This window comes from Bradyrhizobium sp. MOS001, from assembly GCF_004634465.1.
GTDB classification, from domain to species: domain Bacteria; phylum Pseudomonadota; class Alphaproteobacteria; order Rhizobiales; family Xanthobacteraceae; genus Bradyrhizobium; species Bradyrhizobium barranii.
This window is the reverse complement of sequence record NZ_SPVJ01000008.1, coordinates 13,354-27,413: the sequence shown is the minus strand read 5'-3', so window position 1 is coordinate 27,413 and position 14,060 is coordinate 13,354. Positions and strand designations below refer to the sequence as shown.

Here is a 14,060-nt window from a genome sequence, read left to right as displayed (position 1 = left end):
CGACCGCTATCCCCGAAATAGCAGGTGCGGCCCGGTGTAGCCACGGCATGACGCAGGTGGCGTAGACCAGAAATTTCGCTTATAACGGGTGTCGTACTTTGTTGCTTTTCAAGCGAGGAATTCGTCATGGCCCCAACGCAGGCAATGCGGGTCGCGGGCGATCGGCCACGCCGTCGCAAGCATGTCCCGGGACAATTGATCGTTCGGTTGAAGCCGGCCGCTGCCCGGCAGATCGCGGCAGCCTCGCTTCAGGCGACAACGTCACGCGCGCTGATGGCTGCGATGCCCGATGACGTCAGAGGTCCGATCGATTTCCTGCGCGACAATTTCGGGCTTCAGTCGATGAAGCCGCTGTTCGTGGTCGGCGACGATGAGGCGCCCGCGCAGCCCCAGGCGATGGCTTTGGCCGCGGTCCATCGCTCGATAGCACGCTCCGCAACGGCGCCGCCGCGGGAGGCTCTGGCCGGATTTCAGATCGTGCAGTTGAAGGACGGGAAGGTCGATGCAGGCATCCTGAAGCGCCTGCGCGCCTCCAGGGCGGTGGATCTGGTCGAACCCGTTCCCAACCGGTGGCTCAGTGCCGCCGCCGATCCCATGAAGATCCGGCAGTGGGGCCTTCGCGCCATCAGATGGTTCGATCGACCGCGGCCAGGTGCGGGGCGGGTTCATGTCGCTGTGCTCGATAGCGGCGTCGACGCCGGACATCCCGATCTCGTGGACGCGATCGAGGACTACAGGCACGACGGCAACGGACCGCGTGATTTTCTCGGTCATGGCACCCATGTCAGCGGCACGATCGCGGCCGTGGTCAATAACTCGGTCGGTATCGCAGGCCTGGCCAATTGCCGGTTGCACTGCTGGAAGGTGTTCGACGATCCCAAGCGCGCATGCGACGACGAGAATTTCAACTTCGATTTCTACAGCAAGGCGCTTGCGGCCGCGCTCGATTCCAACATCAAGGTCATCAACCTCAGCATTGGCGGCGAGGACCATTCAAAGACGGAAGCGACGGCCTTCGCCGAACTGATCGAGGCCGGTGTCATCATCTCCACCGCGATGGGGAACGAGTTCGAGGACGGCAATCCGAAGGAATACCCGGCGGGCTACCCGGACACGATCGGAGTCGGCGCCGTCGACGAGTCCCATCGGCGCGCCTCGTTCTCCAATTCGGGGAAGCATATCAAGCTGGTGGCGCCGGGCGTCAACATCCTGTCGACGGTGCCCCGGGTGAAGGCAAGCTTCGCCGACCATACCAGCTACGATTCCTGGCCCGGGACATCGATGGCAACACCGCATGTGACGGGCGCCGCCGCGCTCGTCTACATCAACAAGCCGAAATCCAGGGCGTCCGGGCTTGCGGTCGCCAGGCGCCTGATCGCGACAGCGATCAAATTGCCGGCGATGCGAGGCAAGGATTTTACGCCGGAATACGGCGCCGGCCTGCTGGATGTTGCCGCTGCACTCGGCCGCGCGAAAGCGGCCAAGAAATCGGGCAGGAAAACTGCCAAGAAAACTGCAAAGGCGAAGCCGGCGCGAAAGAGGCAAAAATAGATTCTGCGACCTTGAATGGGTGCGGCGAACGGCTAGCTTCTGAGCATGTCCGTGCAATTCAAATTCCACGACCATGTCGATCAGCGCCGGCGGCGCAAGATCATCAAGACCCTAGGCGATGCCGGCTACGCCGCCGAGAGCCTGTTTCCGGGACAGAAGCGGCAAAACCTGGCCGCGATCTTCACCGTCGCCGAGGCCGACGCCAAATCCGTTCGTGCCGCGCTCGACGATTTCGGCGATGACATCGAATATGTCGAGGCCTCGCCCAGGCGAGACCTCAAGGCCTGAGCGGCCTACACCGCATCGGCCGGCACGAAGCAACTGATGATGATCGCGCCGCGATGGTGGACGTACCACACCACGGCCTGGCCGACCGGATTGCCGCGATCGCGGATGATGGCGCGCTCGGGCACCTCCATCCACTGTCCCTCGATCGGTACCCAATAGGTGCCGCCTCGCACATCGTAGTCGGTGCGATGGCCGTCGGAGATGTCGCAGCAGGGCACGCCGTTCGGCGCGATCACGCTCTTGAACCAGGCGCGGATGTCGGGCGGCACGTGGTCGTATTGGCCGTTGTCGAACGCGAACGCGGCGCTCGTCTGCGCCATCGTCGCGGCCAACCAAACGCACAGCGCGAGCCTGTGCATGCGAACTCCTCCCTGCGTCGCGCGCCGACTGCGCGCGATCGCGTCGCGTTCGATTCGTATCGTTGATGCGATTAAGCCCGAGCTGTCAGCGCAATGCATGCTCAAATAATATGCGGCGCGAGAGGCGCCGCATATGATGCGTTGCGGTATGGGCGGCCAGCCAGGCGCACAGTGCGAACCTGCACGTACGGTCCTTCCTATCGCGTCTCAAGCGATGCAAGCAGCGACTTAGGCGCGACATTGCGCCATGCCATCTCGAGTGCGCTCCGCAACGTGACCTGATCGATCTTCGCCAGCTTCACATTCGTGCTGCCGCTCCTGCCCCAGGCGCCGGGGACCGGACGAAACATCTCCGGTTCCGCGTCGATAAGCACGGCCTGCTGGTCGGGAGTGAGCTTCACCATGCCCCATTTTTCATCGGGATAGCCCAGCGTCGCGAACACGCGCTTGCCGACACGAAAGTCGGCATGGCCGTGATGTGCGCCCTCGATGACGCCGGGAAGCGCCAGCGCAGCCTTGCGAAAGCGAGCGTTCGACATGCGGTCTTGCTGCTCGGCTCACATCGTCCGCTGCGGCGCGGTTTGCAGCAATTGCCTGACCTGCTCGACGTAGAATTTCGCGTTGCCGGTGGTGCCGTGGCCGCGCGTCTCGGTGCTCGCGGGGATCAGATACAGCTTGCCGTTCTTGACCCGCTTCATTGCCGCGTCCGTGATCCCGGTCTCCGGTGGGTTGCGCTCGTCGTCGGCGGAGTTGATCAGCAGCAGCGTCGCCTCGATCTGCTCGAGCTTGTCGCCGGCATTGTAGTCTTGCGAGGAGCCCCACTGGTAGAGGAAGTCGTTGGCATCCGCCGTGATCAGTGTCGCCAGCCGTTCGTCGACGATCTTGTCGGCCTTGGCCGCGGTCGGCGCCTGCTGCTGATAGGCCAGAGTGCCGCCGATGCTGGCGATGCCGTAGGCGGTGATGGCGTATTTCATCATGCGCGGCTGGCTGGTGTAGTTGCCGCCGTTGTAGTCGGGATCGTTGCTGATGGTGTCGAGCATAATCCGCCGCATCATCCAGTTGCGTGAGGCCATCTCGGTCGGCTGCGAGGCCATCGGCACCAGCGCGTCCATCTCCTGCGGATATTTCTCGCCCCACAGCCAGGTCTGCATGCCGCCCATCGAATTGCCGATCACGAGCCGCAGATGTTTGACGCCGAGGCCTTCCTTCACGAGGCGATGCTGCGCCTCGACCATGTCGTCGTAATTGTATTTCGGGAAGCTCGTCTTCATGCCGTCGGACGGTTTTGACGATTTGCCGTGGCCGATCGCGTCGGGGATGATGATGTAATATTTGGACGCATCGAGCGGCTGTCCCGCACCGAACAGCTCGCCGGCGAAGGCGGGCGACAGCATGCTCGCGCCCGAGCCGCCGGTGCCGTGCAGCACCAGCACGGGCTGGCCAGAGGGCTCGCCGACAGTGGTGTAGTGCAGCTTCAATTCCGGCATGGTCTCGCCGGTGTGCAACTTGAAGTCCTTGGCGATCCAGTCGCCTTGCTTCGGCGCTGGATAATCGGCGGCCATAACCGGCGTTGCGATGGACAGCAGGATGGCCGCTAGCGCCGCGCAAGACGTTTTCATGTTTCTCTCCCCATGCGGCTCATGGTCGGCCGCGTTGGACGCGATCTTATCAGCTGGTCACGGAGGATCGAGACCGGACCCATCATCGCCCCCCGAAAAACATTCCCCGATGGTGCGGCGCGCAAGGGGAATAATTGCGGATCAGATATGGCTGGTCCTGCCTATGACACGGCTGCGCCCGGGATGTAGGATTTCGGCCTCGCCAATCGTCCTCAGGGGAACACCGCTACGGGAGAGCCTGCATGTGCCGCAACATCAAGACGCTGTTCAACTTCGAGCCGCCCGCGACGGAGGACGAGATCCACGCCAGCGCGCTCCAGTTCGTGCGCAAGCTTTCCGGTTTCAACAAGCCGTCTCAGGCCAATGAAGAGGCCTTCGAGCTTGCGGTCGCGGAAGTGTCGGCGACTGCGCGAAAGCTCCTGACCTCACTGCATACCCATGCGCCGGCGCGCGACCGTGAGATCGAGGCGGAGAAGGCCAAGGAGCGTTCGCGGCTGCGGTTCGGTTAGGCGGTCCTGCGTCCATTCCGTGATCTGGCTCACGGTGAGAGCGGCCTCAAATTGCGATGACGTCCGCCGGGGTTTTGACAGCCCGGAGCACGACCATGAGCCGCCCCCTTATTCCTCTCAGAGCAGGTGCCGTCACCTTCACCGTGCTGTGGACCGCATGGATGATGTGGTGGAGCGGCTCCTACAGCAGCGTCAACCTTGTCATCCTGACGCTGCTCGGCACGCTGGTCGGCTATCTCTGGTACCGCGCCATGCGCTGGCAGTTCGAGCGCATGGGCATGCTGCCGCGCAAGGATGAGTCCTCCGGGGCGTCGAAGCAACTTCCGCCCGGCTAGTCCTTGTGGCCGTGCTTCTTCTTTTTCTTCTTCTTCCGGTGATCGTCGCCTTCGCCTTCGCCTTCGCCGTCGTCGGCCTCGTCATCGACGATCGCCTCTTCAACCTCGTGCACGGCGGCTTCCAGCGCCTCGCGTTCGGCAGCTTCACGCTCGCGCTGACGGCGGCGCTCGTCCCAGGCGTCGAAGAGTTGATCGAGCCACGGCAGCACCTGCTCGATCGACGGCAGCTGGCCGGGCGGTCCGGGCTCGCCGCGAGGGCCTTGCGGCCCCTGCGGCCCGGCCGCGCCCCGAGCACCGGCTTCGCCGGGCTTGCCCGGCAGGCCGGCCTTGCCTTGCGCTCCGGCCTTTCCGGCCGCCCCGGGCTTGCCTTGCGGTCCCGGCTTGCCGCGCTGGCCGTCTGGGCCGCGCCGGCCGGGATGCCCCTGCGGCCCTGGCCGTCCGGGTTCGCCCTGCCGTCCGCGCGGACCTTGCGGTCCCTGCCGTTTCTGTTCGTCTGCCACGCCGCTGCTCCCTTGACCGGAAGCAAGCTACTTAGCGGCGTTTGACGACAGCAGCAATTCCGCCGACGCCTTGCGCCGGGCTTGATCAACACCAATCGTGCCCGCGTGCTAGTCGTGATACGCGGGCACGTCGATGCCGGACGCTGCATAGATCCTGATCTTGTTGCGCAACGTGCGCACCGACAGGCCGAGCACGCGCGATGCGCGCGTGCGGTTGCCGTCGCAGCGTGCGAGCGTCTGGAGCACGAGCTCGCGCTCGACCTCGTCGACGGTCGCGCCGATCAGCAGCGGAACGATTTGGTTAGGGGCAAGAAATTGCGCGCCCGGATCGGACGCAGCGACATGAACAGTGGTCATCAACACACCTCCCGATCAACGCCCGCTTCCATCTTTGGAAGCGATCGAGAACCAACGGCCCCCTAGCCGTAGATCTACGGTGGGCGGGTTTGGTTAACGAGTGGTTAATCGCGGACGATCGCACCAATTGACCTTGGGATTGCCGCGAAGGTGCCGCGATTGGCACGGGATGCATAGCGATGCGGGCCGATTTTGCGCGCCCGCTCACACCGTCCGGTACCCGCCGTCCACCATCACGATCGTCCCCGTGACATAGGCCGACAGATCCGACGCCAGGAAGATCGCGGGGCCCACGATGTCCTCGGGCTTGCCGGTGCGCGCCAGCGGGGTGTGATCGACGAAGGCCTGCACCAGCGCCGGATTGGTCGCGCGCACGTTGGCGTTGATGTTGGTCTCGATGAAGCCCGGCCCGATCGCATTGACGCGCACGCCTTCCTTGCCGAGCTCGGCCGCGAGCGCCTTGGTGAAGCCGAGCACGCCGTGCTTCGAGGTCGTATACGCCGCCGAGCTCGGCGTGCGCAGATGCACGAAGGACTGGATCGAGCCGATATTGACGATGCGGCCCCTGGCGGCCCGCAGCGGCGCGAGGAACGCCTGCGTCACGTTGAAGACGCCGTTGAGGTTGAGCGAGATGATGTCGTTCCAGTCCTTCGCCACCGTCTCCGTGTCCGCGGTGAAGGCGTTGCGTCGGGTGATGCCGGCATTGTTGACGAGGATCGAGACCTGCCCGACCTTGTCGGCGACCTGCCTGGCGAGCGCAAAACAGTCGTCACGCTTGGTGACATCGAGCGCAAAGCTCTCGGCCTTGCCGCCGGCCTTGCGGATCTCCTGCGCGGCCTCCGCGACCGTGTCGGCGTTGACGTCGAGCAGCACCACTCGCGCGCCCTCGCGGGCGTAGCCGGCCGCGATCGCCCGGCCGATGCCGGATCCGGCGCCCGTGACGACGGCGATATGGTTTGCGAGCAATGCCATGACAATTTCCCCCTGGATTCGTTTCGAAGTTTCATGAAAGGCTAACTCGAAATTAAGGGGTCGGAAACGGCCGCCTTGGCATACTGATCTTCATTGCTAAACGTTGCGCGCATGATGGGACGGCTTGAATCCTGGAAACTCGCTCTCGAACGCCTGCGGTCGGCGCAGCCGGCCGGCTGGGCCGAGGCGGGCCGGCTCGTCGCCGAGATCGTGCGCATGAGCACGGATGCCACGCTGCGCCAGGCGGCCGAGCAGGCGCTTCCGGTGCTGCGCCAGGCCGTGGACAATGACGATCACAGCGTCACGCTGGCGGCCCAGCGCCGCATCGGCGTGATCCTCGAGGTCGTCCATGATCTCACCGCGCCACGCTTCGGCCGCCGCAACGCCATGCCGAAGAAGCTCTCGAGCGAAGATCGTGCCCGCAGGATGCTCGGCCTGCCGCTTGCCGTGCAGCTCACCTGCGACGACATCAACCAGGCCTACCGTCGCGCCGCCAAGGGCAAGCATCCCGACCAGGGCGGAAGCGCGCAAGCCTTCATCGACCTCGCCGCTGCGCGCGACATCCTGATCCATCCCGGCGCGCACAAGGACGCGTGAGGGCGCGCTGTCGCTGCGCCTCGTCGGTCCGCTCTGTGCAGGCAAAAAAAGAGCGGGCAAGAACGCGTCGCGCCCTTGCCCGCTCGTCGATCCGCCGATCGAAATCTTACCAGGTGCAGTGACCGCTCTTCAACGCGTGATCCTTCAGCACGAGTGCGTCGACGAAGGTCGGCACGGTCGTGCTGACGCGGGCGTAGTCGGAGGGCCACGGCGCGGTCGGGATGCTCTCGTCCCAGATCTGGCAGAAGCCGGTGTCCTGCCAGCGGATCAGGTGATAGCTGGCTTCGGCAGGGCTCGCGGCGACGAAGGCAGTGACGGCAAGACCGGCAGCAGCGCACAGCACGGAAATACGACGCATGATCAGCTCCTCAAATGAAAGATGTGATGCGCCTCCCGACAATGACGGGGAGGCATGGTGTGGGGCGCTTTTGGGGATGCGCCCCGGACAAGTTGTGAGTAGCTCCGCCGGCCGATCAGGTTCAAAGCGTGCGCGCAGGAAATGCGTCATTTGAGCCGGAAAACCAGCGCGCGCCTGCAAAGGAAAAGGGCGGGTCGCTCGCGCGGCCCGCCCTCAAAATCAAATTGGTCGCGTGACGCTCAGAGCGTGCAGCGGCGCTCCGAACGCAGCTTGATCTGGAGATCCGAAGCCGCGGTGAAGGTCGGGACCGGCTTGCTGACGACCTTGTAGGTCGACGCGCCCCACTGGAACGGCTTGTACTTCAGGTCCTCGTTCCAGACCTGGCAGATGCCGGTGTTGTCCCAGCGGATCACGTAATAGCCGACCGCCGCCGACGCCGGCACGGCAAACACGGAGGTGGCGATGCCGGCAACGGCACAGAGGGCGAGAACGCGACGCATGAAAAATCTCCTTGTGGGGATGTGGGACCCGAAAATCCGTGCGGTAAAAGCAGGTCCTTGGCAAGCCGAGGGGCGGCCGTTTCACGGATATGTCAGAGGGAGCCGTGCACTTGGTTCGGCCGAGTGCCCGACAAGACACATACGCCAAGACTCATACGCCAAGACACATGCGCCAAGACACATACGCTAAGCGTGGCTCACTTCGCCAGTGATGCAATTGCCTCGATCTCGATCAGCATTTTCGGGTCGGGCAGGGCCTGCACGACGCAGGTGGTGCGCGCCGGGTAGGGCGGCGGGCCGAACGCGCCGGCATAGAGTGCGTTCATCGCGGCGACGTCGGAAGCGCGCGTGAGCAGCACGTTGACCTTGACGAGATCGCGGACCGTCGCGCCGGCCTCGTCCAGCACGCGCTTGATGTTGACGGCGACGTTGGCGAACTGCGCCTCGAAACCGTCCGGCAGCGCGCCATTGCCGTCGAAGCCGGGAATGCCGGAGACGAACAGGAGATCGCCGACACGCGTGGCAAAGGACAGCGGCGGCGCCTTGACGTGCGGCGGGGGTGCGAAATGCTGGATCGACATGGGATCACCTCGGATGGAACGGTCGCGTCGCCCACACGAGCGTAGCGACATGCGGGGGAGTTGCAATCGGCATTGGGGAAGGCTGGTAAAACAAAAACGCGAAAACAACCCCATGCACCGTAGAAATCGTGAGCGTTTCAAATTCGGTATAGCCGAACAATTCGCTTGCTCCGTCGGGCAAAACAGGGGCAGAATGGCATCATGGCGGTGGTGCCGGTAGGCGGCCTCAAACTCCGCCGTCATGCCCCGCGACCCGGCTACGCCAAGGCTTCGCCGGGGCTGAGGTCCAGGGGCGCCGAAGCTTTAGCGTAGGCGGCAGGCGGGGCATCCAGTACGCCTCGGCTTCTTCGCATCTCATTGCCGTCTCGGCGTACTGGATCGCCCGGTCGAGCCGGGCGATGACAGTTGAATGCGCTGCTGCGGCAGACGCCTCACGGCTGCTCCATCATGTTGCCGCCGCGATCCATCGGATACATTCGCTGCGTCTGATTCGAATCCTCCCTTGAAAAATAGCCCCCGGAGACGCCCCATGAAGCTCGCTACCACCTTCCGCGCCGCGCTGGTCGCCATTGCCGCTCTGGCCGGCCTTTCGACCTCGGCGCTGGCCGACGGCGGCACCGTGGTGCTGACGATCTACAAGGCGGGCTGGATCATCGGCGGTTCGGGCGGCTCGGGCGTGCTGAACTTCCGCGGTCGCTCGTATGGGCTCTCGACCGGCGGGCTCGACTACGGCCTCGTGTTCGGCGGCTCCAAGACCGTGCTGCGTGGCCGCGTCTCCAACATCAACCGTCCTTCCGACGTCGCCGGCGTCTATGGCGCGGCCGGTGCCGGTCTTGCCGTCGGCCGTGGCGCTCGCGCCATCGTGCTGACCAACCAGAAGGGCGCGGTGCTGGAGCTGTCGGGCTACCAGACCGGCCTGATGGCGAATGCGGATCTGAGCGGGCTCGCGATCACGATGCGGTAAGGCGCGAGGCGTAGGGTGGGCAAAGCGAAGCGTGCCCACCATTCGTACCGCAAATGCGGATGCATGGTGGGCACGGCGCGCAAGGAGCGCGCCTTTGCCCACCCTACGAACTACGAACTCACCGCCGCATGAATCCGCTCGCAATGCGCGACGAGATTGGCGTGCGCATCGACGAAGGCCTTCAGCGGCGTCGGGATCGGAAAATAATAGATGTTGGCGATGAAGCCGTAGATGCCGGCATCACAGCTGGTCGGCGCTGCGCCGTGGACGAAGCCTGCCGTAGGCACGATCTCGGCCAGCACTTGCAGATCGGCAAGCCCCCGCGCGTAGGCCTGTTCGGGCGTGTAGCGGCCGATGCCCTGGTAATAATAGCGCTGCGCGTTGTAGGCCTTGGCTTTCTCGAATCCGGCCGCGTCGATCTGCGGATGCTGCGCGATGAAGGCGTCGCGGAATGCCGGATAGAACCGATCGTCCTTCCAGCGCGAATACGACATCACCCAGTAGAGATCGTCCAGCATGCGGGTGACGAGATGATTGGTCCGCCGTGCGTCCGGCGACAGCGCGGCATCGATGCTCAGACGATATTTGGCGATCGCATGCGCAATGATTGTCTCGCTGTCGCCGATGGTCTCGCCGTCGTCGACGACGTAAGGCAGCTGCCCGCGCGGCGCGGCAGAGGCATCGAAGACGTGCTCGTGCACGAACGGCACGCCTGCTAGCTTCAGGAACGCGTAGACCTTGAGGCCGTAGCCGTTGTTGTCGGCGACGCCGAACAGTTCCGGATAGGAATAGAGGGTCAGCATGGTCGCTCCCTTCAGCGCGATGGCACCTTGGCGTGTTGCTCCGTCGTGGCCGCTTGCGCGGCCTTGCTGGCGCGGATCATCAGGAACGCGCCGGAAGAGCCCTGCAGCTGCCAGCGCCCGTCGATTTCGGTCGCCTCGGCGTTCACCGTGCCTTCGTAATGGACCGTGTCGTAGCCGTGGCCGGGCGGCTCGTAGTGTTTGACGAACGAGACCGCGTTGCCGGAGCGCTGACCCGCGATCGAGGCGTTGTGGGTGCGCAGCGGGCATCGCGGGTTCGAGCAGGGCTCGGTCACGCTTCCGCTGAGCGCGCCGCCGGTTTCGACCAGAGTTGCGGTGAAGGTGACCATTCCGGTGCCCGGTTGAATGTAGCTGCCATCCCAGACGCCGGAGAGATCGTCGCTCATGGCGGTGCCTTCCTGCGGGCCGGTTGATATCAGGCTCTTCCACCTCAAGTCGTATCGCCGGAGCGACGGGCTGGCAACTGTCCTTGCGCATTGTGCGCAGCGTCATTCGATCGGAGGACGCCCGGCGTCGCCCGTTCGACGTATTAATTCGGGGTGATGTACCGCTTCAGTGAGAGGCGCGGCCTCTATCTGCTGGTCGATGCGGCGGTGAACACCGCCAGTTGCGCATCGAACGCCCGCCGGAATGCAGGCCGCGCTTCGCCGCGGGCGACATAGGCCGAGAGGTCGGGATATTCCTCCAGCAGGCGAGATGCATTCAACCGGCGCAGCACCGTCACCATCATGAGATCGCCGGCGCTGAACGCGCCGTCGAGCCACTCGGCCTCGCCGAGGCGACGCGACAATTCGCCGAGCCTGATACGGACCCGATCCTTCAGGACCGGCAGCCGCTCCTCGTACCAGCCCTTGTCGCGCTCGAACAGCATCGTCATCCCGAACTCGACGATCGGCGGCTCCAGCGTGTTGAGCGCGGCAAACATCCATGCGATCGCGCGGCTCCTCGCATTCGCATCCTTTGGCAACAATCCATCATGGCGTTCGGCGATATGGAGCACGATCGCGCCGGACTCGAACAAGGCGAGATCGCCGTCCTCATAGGTCGGAATCTGCCCGAACGGATGCAGCGCAAGATGGGCGGGGTCCTTCATCGCCGCGAACGACACGAGGCGGACGTCGCAGGGCAGGCCCACTTCCTCGAGCGCCCAGCGAACGCGCATGTCGCGCGCCTGCCCCTTGCCGCGGTCGGGTGAGTTTTCGAAGGCTGTGATGGTGGGCATCTGGCGGCTCCGGGGTGATCGGCGTTGCATTCAAAGGACGAACGGCCGGCTCGGGTTCCGACAGGGGCGCCGTAAAAAGTCCGGCGCCCGTGTCGGAACACCGTTCCGCCGCTCGTCCTTGCAGCGATGGTCGCGCGTCCGGTCCAAGACGAAAGGATACAATTTCATGACGTCAATCACGCCGTTCCTCTGGTTCGCCAACAACGTCCAGGAAGCCGTCGCCTTCTACAAAGCGGTGTTCCCCAACGCAAAAGTCGAGACCGTCAGCGACCTCATGGCGGTGTTCGAACTCGAAGGCCAGCGCTTCCACGCGCTCAACGGCGGGCCGCAATACCGCTTCACCGAGGCGGTCTCGTTCTTCATCAGCGTGGAGACGCAGGCCGAGGTCGACTACTTCTGGAGCCGCCTCACTGCCGACGGTGGCGAGGAATCCCGATGCGGATGGCTCAAGGACAAATTTGGACTGTCCTGGCAGGTGATCCCGTCGGCGCTCGGCCGCTACCTCGGCGATCCCGACCGTACCAGAGCGAACCGCGTCATGCAGGCGATGATGGAGATGCGGAAGATCATCATCGCGGACCTCGATAGGGCGTATGCGGGGTGACGGTGCCGTAGGGTGGGCAAAGGCGCGCTCTTCGCGCGCCGTGCCCACCGTTCTTCCGGATTTGTTGAGAGATGGTGGGCACGGCGCAAGAGCGCCTTTGCCCACCCTACGAAGCCAACCATCCGCATCGCCAATTCGCCTTGCATCGCTATACTGACGACCATCAGCAGGATGGTGATCCCATGGGAAACGAATTGGAAGGCAAGGTTGCTGCCGTGACCGGGGCCGCGTCGGGCATCGGGTTGGCGAGCACTGAAGCAATGCTGGCCGCGGGCGCGCGCGTGGTGATGGTCGACCGCGACGAGGCCGCGCTGAAGGCGCTCAGCAACAGGCATGGCGACGCCGTGATCCCGCTGGTCGTCGACCTCCTGGATCCCAGGGACTGCGCATCGTTGCTGCCGCGCGTCCTGGAGAAGGCAGGCCAGCTCGACATCCTGCATGCGAATGCTGGCACCTATGTCGGCGGCGATCTGGTCGATGCCGACACTATGGCCATCGACCGGATGCTGAACCTGAATGTCAACGTCGTGATGAAGAACGTGCACGACGTGCTGCCGCACATGATCGCGCGCCGGAGCGGCGACATCATCGTCACGAGCTCGCTGGCGGCGCATTTTCCGACGCCCTGGGAGCCGGTCTATGCGTCGTCCAAATGGGCGATCAACTGCTTCGTCCAGACGGTGCGGCGCCAGGTCTTCAAGCACGGCATTCGCGTCGGCTCGATCTCGCCCGGCCCGGTCGTCACCTCATTGCTCGCGGACTGGCCGCCGGAGAAGCTGAAGGAAGCCAGGGAAACGGGTAGCCTGCTGGAGGCCAGTGACGTGGCTGAGGTCGTGATGTTCATGCTGACACGGCCGCGCGGCATGACCATTCGCGACGTGGTCATGCTGCCGACCAATTTCGATCTTTAGGGCGGCAACGGGTGTTCTAACTCCTCATGGTGAGGAGGCGCGAAGCGCCGTCTCGAACCATGCAGGCCCGGATGTCGCCTGCGGCCATCCTTCGAGACGACCGCTGCGCGGTCTCCTCAGGATGAGGTCTGTGGGGGTTGAGCGTCCAACGCAGCGATCCACGCCGCAAGCTCCCGCCAAGGCTCCAGCGTCCAGTGACCGGACGCAGCGCCGGACGGCGAGGGCAGCACGAACACGTCGGGGAGCTTCTCCTCGCGCGGCTGCCGCCCCAGCGCGATCCCACTCGACGGCCTGCCGTAAAACAAGCTCGCGGCCTTCTTGCTCGTGAACGCAATCGTCCGCGGCCGATATGTTTCGATCTTGGCCCTGAAGCCGGGCACGTCGATCGTTTCAGTCGCGATCTGATGATCCATCCCGGCGCCCGACTTGGAGAGATCGGTGAAGCCGATCCCGAGTTCGAGCAGCATGGCGAACTCGCCCGGCTGATACCGCCGCGGCGTGATGCCGGCTTCATGGATCGCGCGCCAGAACCGGTTGCCGGGATGGGCGTAGTAGTGTCCGACCGCGGCCGAGCGCGTGCTGGCGGCGGTGCCGACGAAGACGAGGCGGAGGTTGGGGCGGAGCTGATCGGGGAGGCGGTGGGGGATTTCAGGCAAGTCGACAGCTTCTAGGTTTGCCAGTTGCATAAGAAAGCTCAGCCGGTCACAAATGCGTCCATTCAACCCGTGACACCAACAAGCGCACTAAAAGATTAAGAGGGAGCTCTCCGTGATCGTTCAAGAGTTGGCGGATCAGTTGCGCCAAGACTATGACACCGCCGAAGAAGGCAAGAAAGTGATAGCTATTCATCTGTTCGGCATTCGGTGGGCGAGTCAACTCGAAGGAATATCTTGTAAGGAGGTCGCTATCAGAGCTGGCATCCACGAATCGTACGGAACCGAAATTCGAAAGGGAGTTAACCTAGCCGAGTACGTCTCCATTCGATGAGCCTTCGATACCGAATTCTTAGCTT

General features: G+C 64.1%; 21 protein-coding genes. 8 read left to right on the top strand and 13 right to left on the bottom strand.

The features are described from left to right. The first annotated feature begins 126 nt into the window (after window positions 1-126). Together CT676_RS14140 and CT676_RS14135 are read left to right on the top strand one after the other, a co-directional pair. A complete protein-coding gene (locus CT676_RS14140) occupies window positions 127-1,551 on the top strand; it encodes a S8 family serine peptidase (RefSeq protein WP_085405163.1) in 1,425 nt (474 codons plus the stop codon). A 45-nt stretch (window positions 1,552-1,596) separates the two neighbouring features. Beyond that, entirely contained in the window at window positions 1,597-1,839 is a 243-nt protein-coding gene (locus CT676_RS14135) for a hypothetical protein (RefSeq protein WP_085405162.1), read from the top strand. Between the two features lie 5 nt (window positions 1,840-1,844). On the opposite strand, the gene CT676_RS14130 is transcribed toward CT676_RS14135, so the two are convergent. The 3 genes from CT676_RS14130 to CT676_RS14120 form a co-directional block, all read right to left on the bottom strand. Next, complete coding sequence (locus tag CT676_RS14130) at window positions 1,845-2,198, bottom strand: hypothetical protein (RefSeq protein ID WP_028152315.1); 354 nt, start codon at window positions 2,196-2,198, stop codon at window positions 1,845-1,847. A 197-nt stretch (window positions 2,199-2,395) separates the two neighbouring features. Further along, the gene (locus CT676_RS14125) at window positions 2,396-2,737 is read right to left on the bottom strand and encodes an MmcQ/YjbR family DNA-binding protein (protein ID WP_085405161.1); all 342 of its coding nucleotides are present in this window, start codon (window positions 2,735-2,737) and stop codon (window positions 2,396-2,398) included. Window positions 2,738-2,755: 18 nt separating this feature from the next. Then, the gene (locus tag CT676_RS14120) at window positions 2,756-3,817 is read right to left on the bottom strand and encodes an alpha/beta fold hydrolase (RefSeq protein ID WP_085405160.1); all 1,062 of its coding nucleotides are present in this window, start codon (window positions 3,815-3,817) and stop codon (window positions 2,756-2,758) included. 242 nt (window positions 3,818-4,059) lie between these two features. Here CT676_RS14120 and CT676_RS14115 point away from each other — a divergent pair, with 242 nt between their 5' ends. Both CT676_RS14115 and CT676_RS14110 read left to right on the top strand, forming a co-directional pair. Beyond that, window positions 4,060-4,326 carry a DUF2277 domain-containing protein gene (locus CT676_RS14115; RefSeq protein ID WP_085405159.1) on the top strand — a complete coding sequence of 89 codons (267 nt, stop codon included), beginning with the start codon at window positions 4,060-4,062 and terminating at the stop codon, window positions 4,324-4,326. A gap of 95 nt (window positions 4,327-4,421) precedes the next feature. Next, window positions 4,422-4,661, top strand: coding sequence for a hypothetical protein (locus tag CT676_RS14110; RefSeq protein ID WP_028152311.1), 240 nt, complete (start codon window positions 4,422-4,424; stop codon window positions 4,659-4,661). Here the strand turns inward: CT676_RS14110 and CT676_RS14105 are convergent. The 3 genes from CT676_RS14105 to fabG all read right to left on the bottom strand — a co-directional run bounded on the left by CT676_RS14105 (window position 4,658) and on the right by fabG (window position 6,490). Beyond that, window positions 4,658-5,161, bottom strand: coding sequence for a collagen-like protein (locus CT676_RS14105; protein WP_085405158.1), 504 nt, complete (start codon window positions 5,159-5,161; stop codon window positions 4,658-4,660). The two genes, CT676_RS14110 and CT676_RS14105, sit on opposite strands and share 4 nt — an antisense overlap. Before the next feature lie 108 nt (window positions 5,162-5,269). Beyond that, window positions 5,270-5,518, bottom strand: coding sequence for a helix-turn-helix domain-containing protein (locus tag CT676_RS14100; protein WP_071910270.1), 249 nt, complete (start codon window positions 5,516-5,518; stop codon window positions 5,270-5,272). A gap of 204 nt (window positions 5,519-5,722) precedes the next feature. Then, entirely contained in the window at window positions 5,723-6,490 is a 768-nt protein-coding gene (fabG, locus tag CT676_RS14095; RefSeq protein ID WP_085405157.1) for a 3-oxoacyl-ACP reductase FabG, read from the bottom strand. 111 nt (window positions 6,491-6,601) lie between these two features. Between fabG and CT676_RS14090 the strand changes: the two genes are divergently transcribed. Next, a complete protein-coding gene (locus CT676_RS14090; protein ID WP_085405156.1) occupies window positions 6,602-7,087 on the top strand; it encodes a molecular chaperone DnaJ in 486 nt (161 codons plus the stop codon). 106 nt (window positions 7,088-7,193) lie between these two features. Here CT676_RS14090 and CT676_RS14085 read toward each other — a convergent pair whose 3' ends face one another. The 3 genes from CT676_RS14085 to CT676_RS14075 all read right to left on the bottom strand — a co-directional run bounded on the left by CT676_RS14085 (window position 7,194) and on the right by CT676_RS14075 (window position 8,526). Next, entirely contained in the window at window positions 7,194-7,445 is a 252-nt protein-coding gene (locus CT676_RS14085; protein WP_085405155.1) for a hypothetical protein, read from the bottom strand. A gap of 239 nt (window positions 7,446-7,684) precedes the next feature. Continuing rightward, a complete protein-coding gene (locus tag CT676_RS44010) occupies window positions 7,685-7,945 on the bottom strand; it encodes a hypothetical protein (RefSeq protein WP_085405154.1) in 261 nt (86 codons plus the stop codon). Window positions 7,946-8,142: 197 nt separating this feature from the next. Next, a complete protein-coding gene (locus CT676_RS14075) occupies window positions 8,143-8,526 on the bottom strand; it encodes a RidA family protein (protein ID WP_085405153.1) in 384 nt (127 codons plus the stop codon). A 529-nt stretch (window positions 8,527-9,055) separates the two neighbouring features. Between CT676_RS14075 and CT676_RS14070 the strand changes: the two genes are divergently transcribed. Next, a complete protein-coding gene (locus CT676_RS14070; RefSeq protein ID WP_085405152.1) occupies window positions 9,056-9,490 on the top strand; it encodes a hypothetical protein in 435 nt (144 codons plus the stop codon). Between the two features lie 110 nt (window positions 9,491-9,600). Here the strand turns inward: CT676_RS14070 and CT676_RS14065 are convergent, their stop codons facing one another. The 3 genes from CT676_RS14065 to CT676_RS14055 all read right to left on the bottom strand — a co-directional run bounded on the left by CT676_RS14065 (window position 9,601) and on the right by CT676_RS14055 (window position 11,533). Next, window positions 9,601-10,293 (bottom strand): glutathione S-transferase family protein, encoded by a 693-nt coding sequence (locus CT676_RS14065; RefSeq protein WP_085405151.1) that lies wholly within the window; start codon window positions 10,291-10,293, stop codon window positions 9,601-9,603. A gap of 11 nt (window positions 10,294-10,304) precedes the next feature. Continuing rightward, a complete protein-coding gene (locus CT676_RS14060; protein WP_085405150.1) occupies window positions 10,305-10,697 on the bottom strand; it encodes a hypothetical protein in 393 nt (130 codons plus the stop codon). Between the two features lie 185 nt (window positions 10,698-10,882). Continuing rightward, window positions 10,883-11,533 (bottom strand): glutathione S-transferase family protein, encoded by a 651-nt coding sequence (locus tag CT676_RS14055; protein ID WP_085405149.1) that lies wholly within the window; start codon window positions 11,531-11,533, stop codon window positions 10,883-10,885. A gap of 166 nt (window positions 11,534-11,699) precedes the next feature. Here CT676_RS14055 and CT676_RS14050 point away from each other — a divergent pair, with 166 nt between their 5' ends. Together CT676_RS14050 and CT676_RS14045 are read left to right on the top strand one after the other, a co-directional pair. After that, complete coding sequence (locus tag CT676_RS14050; RefSeq protein WP_085405148.1) at window positions 11,700-12,137, top strand: VOC family protein; 438 nt, start codon at window positions 11,700-11,702, stop codon at window positions 12,135-12,137. A gap of 182 nt (window positions 12,138-12,319) precedes the next feature. Continuing rightward, entirely contained in the window at window positions 12,320-13,048 is a 729-nt protein-coding gene (locus CT676_RS14045) for an SDR family oxidoreductase (RefSeq protein WP_085405317.1), read from the top strand. 116 nt (window positions 13,049-13,164) lie between these two features. On the opposite strand, the gene CT676_RS14040 is transcribed toward CT676_RS14045, so the two are convergent. Further along, a complete protein-coding gene (locus CT676_RS14040) occupies window positions 13,165-13,704 on the bottom strand; it encodes a mismatch-specific DNA-glycosylase (RefSeq protein WP_085405316.1) in 540 nt (179 codons plus the stop codon). Between the last annotated feature and the right edge of the window lie 356 nt (window positions 13,705-14,060).